Below are 3,321 nucleotides of genomic sequence, written 5' to 3' on the forward strand. Positions count from 1 at the left end.
CTCCCGGTGCTGCTGCCGCCCCCTGCCCCCGCGTCAGCCCCGGCTTGGCCTTCGCCACCCGGCGGAACGCCGAAGTCCCGTACGACAGGTCGTGCCCCACCGCTATCGCCTCGATGTCCGCCGACAGCCGGCGCGGCCCCGCCCGGCTCGCCCCCGGCCCCTGTTCCATGACCTCCTCTTCCCGCACGCGCAACTTCCCCTGCACCACGAGCGGTTCACCGATCGCCACCGAGGCCGCGACATTGGCGGCGAGGGACCGCCACGCCCACACCGTGTAGAAGCTCGTGTACGCCTCGGTCCAGCGCTCCCGCGCGCGCTCCCACCTCCGCACCGTGACCGCCAGCCGGAAGCGCGCCATCGCGATGCCCGCCGCCGTCTCGCGGTAGACCACCCCCGTAGCGGCGTTCCCCAGCAACGTCACCGTCGTCTCGTTCATCGAGATCCCCCTCCGCAGCAGTCCCGGTAACCTCCCCAGCGCCTTTATGCTGCCCCCGCCGAAGGGAACCCGCTGGGGCCTGTGGACCACTCCGCCGGTTGTGGACAACTCGTCCACCCGAACGAGCACTTCCGCCTCCCTCCCAGCTCCCACGCAGCCCATCCAGCTCCCCAGCAGGCGCCCCTCAGAGGTCAGCGGCCACCGCGTACTGGTCCCGCACCTCCCGATACCGCAACAGCTCGGCGGCCACCGGCTCCAGCACCCGCGCCCGCCCGCAGCCCGCGGCCGTGCTCCGCAGCCGCCGCTCCGCCTCCTGCCCGTACCGCCGTGCCGGGCCGCGTGCCGCCAAGCGGCAGGCCCAGGCGATCACGGGGCCGCCGGCCACGCTCACCGCCGTCAGCAGCAGCGCCGGACGCCAGTGAGCCGGCCCGAACACCCCCGACACCGCTCCCATCAGCCAGATCGCGCCCAGCAGTTGGAACAGCAGCAGCAGCGCCTGCGTGCCGGCGGCCGCCGTCCACCAGGTGGGCCTCGGCGGGCGCTCGTCCACCGCGGCCCGTGCCGCTGCCGCCGCTACGTCGTCCAGCGCGTTTGGCAGCCCGCGCGCCCCGCGCGCCGCCGCCTCGCGCACCGCGAGCGCCCAGGGTGCGGGCAGCCCCTCGGCCGCCGCGCCGGCCACCGTCCGTACGGCCTGCTCCACCACCGGTCGGGCGGCGGCCGGCGCTTCGGCCCCGGCCCGCCCGCCTGCGGCCCGCCCGCCTGCGGCGCTCCGCGCCGGGCCGCGGCCCGCCCGTCCGGCCGCGCGTTGACCCGCGAGCCGTCCGGCGAGCTGTCCGGTCCGCGCCGAATGCTCCCCGAAGGTCTCCGGACCGCTCCCCGGACGCGCCCCCGAGCCCCGCCCCGTACCCGCCCGAGGCCGTTGCTGTGCCCCCCGAGGCCGCTGCCGCGCCCGGGACCGCTGCCCCGGGTGCCCGCCCCCGTGCCACCGGCTCAGCCTGGCCCACGGCGCACCGCAGGCGTGTTCCGCGTGCCGCAGCCACTCGCCCTCGGCGACCCGGCCGACCGCCACCGCGCCCACCGCGTCCGCGAGCCGGTCCTCGAACGCCTCGCGCGCCCCTTCCGTAAGCCCCGTACGCCCCTCCGCCACGCACACCTCACGCAGCCGCGCGGCCGCCCCGTCCACATCCGCCGCGAGCCGTCGGTCGGCGGCGCCGCGGTCGGCCACGAACTGGCCGAGGGTCTCGCGCAGTTCGGGGACGCCCTGGCCGGTCAGCGCGGAGAGCGACATCACCGCCGCCCCCGGCTCGCCGTGCTCGCCGAGCGCGAGCCCGTCCTCGTCCAGCAGCCGCCGCAGGTCGTCGAGCACCTGGTCGGCGGCGTCGCCGGGCAGCCGGTCCACCTGGTTGAGCACGACGAAGGTGACTTCGGCGTAGCCCGCCAACGGCCGCAGATAGCGCTCGTGCAGCACCGCGTCCGCGTATTTCTCCGGGTCGACCACCCAGATCACCGCGTCGACCAGCCCCAGCAGCCGGTCCACCTGCTGCCGGTGGCCGGTGGCCGCCGAGTCGTGGTCGGGCAGATCGAGAAGCACCAGACCGCTCAGCGCGGGGTCCTCGGCGGACGGCGGCAGCGCGTGTCGCGCGTACGGCGGAATGCCCAGCCGGTCGAGCAGCCCCTCGGCCCCCACCCGGCCGCCCGCCCCACCGGTCGCCCAAGCGCAGGCGACCGGCTCCGCGGTGGTCGGCCGTCGCACCCCGACCTCGGAGTACGACGCTCCGGTCAGCGCGTTGAACAGGGACGACTTGCCGCTTCCGGTCGCGCCGGCCAGCGCCACGACCGTGTGCTCGCCGGACAGCCGGTGCCGCGCGGCGGCGGCTTCCAGCACCTGCCCCGCCTCGGCCAGCTCGCGCCGCCGCAACCGGGTCCTGGACAGCCCGACCAACTCCCGCAGCGCGTCGAGCCGAATCCGCAGCCCACTGCCCGCGTCGCCCGCGTCGGCGCGCTCGCGCTCACGGTCGCGGACATCGACGGCGGCGACGTACGAGGCGACGGCACGGTGCCGGGCGGCCTCCTCAGCAGCCGATTCGGCGCGCTGTGCGGCGGCGTACCGTGCGCCGGCCCTGCCGGAAGCCCGTACGGACGCGCCCCCCGCCGCGTAACCGTCGTCCCCGTCTGCTCGCCCTCTCCCCACCGCGCCCCCGCTCCAGCCCCCGCGTCCCGAGGCGCTCCCGCCGAACCGCGAGCGCCCGCCGCCGGCCGGACCGTCCGCGCCGCCCGTCCGGCGTCCGCCGATGGCCGTAGCGCCGCTCTGTGCCCGCCGGGCGATCAGCCCGTCGTCCCATGAGCCGGACGCCGACGGACGGGTCGGTGGAGCGGCCGGAGCCGAGCGGCCGGCTTCGGGGGCGTCGCCTGTCACGTCTCCCGCCGCCCCCTCCGGCCCCCCGCTCAGACCCCCACCTTGCTCCCCACCCCGCTCCTCGTCGCGCCCCTCGTCATCGTCGCGGTGCGTAGCTGATGTCACGGCGGTCACCTTTCCTTCTGCAGCACGGACAGGGCGGCGATCAGTTCGACTTGGTGCTGCGGGGTGATCTCCAGGCCGTCCAGCGGCGCGAGCCGCCGGCACCGCTCGGTGCTCAGCACGCGGTCGAGGTACGTGCCGAGCAGCCGGCTGCCGCCGTCGCGCAGCCGCAGCGCGCTGTGCGCCCCGAGCGCCTCGGCGAGCGCCTCGCCCGCCGCGCGGGTACGACCGCCGCCGAGCAGCGCGGCGGTCAGCAGTGCGGCGGTCTCCTCCGGGTCGGCGGCGGTGCGGAGTTCGGCGGTGCGCAGCTCTTCCTCGGCCAGTTCTTCGAGGCATCGGCGGTAGCGCCGTACGGTCACGCCGATGG

The 3,321-nt window shown here is 76.9% G+C and carries 2 protein-coding genes and 1 pseudogene; all 3 read right to left on the reverse strand.

Translation table 11 applies throughout. From position 1 onward, the window contains the following. Positions 1–436: single-stranded DNA-binding protein (locus QMK28_RS33710; protein WP_326443502.1), on the reverse strand; the 436-nt coding region annotated here is incomplete at its 3' end. 184 nt (positions 437–620) lie between these two features. Then, entirely contained in the window at positions 621–2,957 is a 2,337-nt protein-coding gene (locus QMK28_RS33715; RefSeq protein WP_326443503.1) for a GTPase, read from the reverse strand. 5 nt (positions 2,958–2,962) lie between these two features. Further along, positions 2,963–3,321, reverse strand: a pseudogene (locus QMK28_RS33720) (ATP-binding protein); the annotation flags it as partial.

Origin of the sequence: Streptomyces sp. H27-D2 (assembly GCF_035828615.1) — a bacterium.
In the GTDB taxonomy this organism is placed as follows: Bacteria; Actinomycetota; Actinomycetes; order Streptomycetales; family Streptomycetaceae; genus Streptomyces.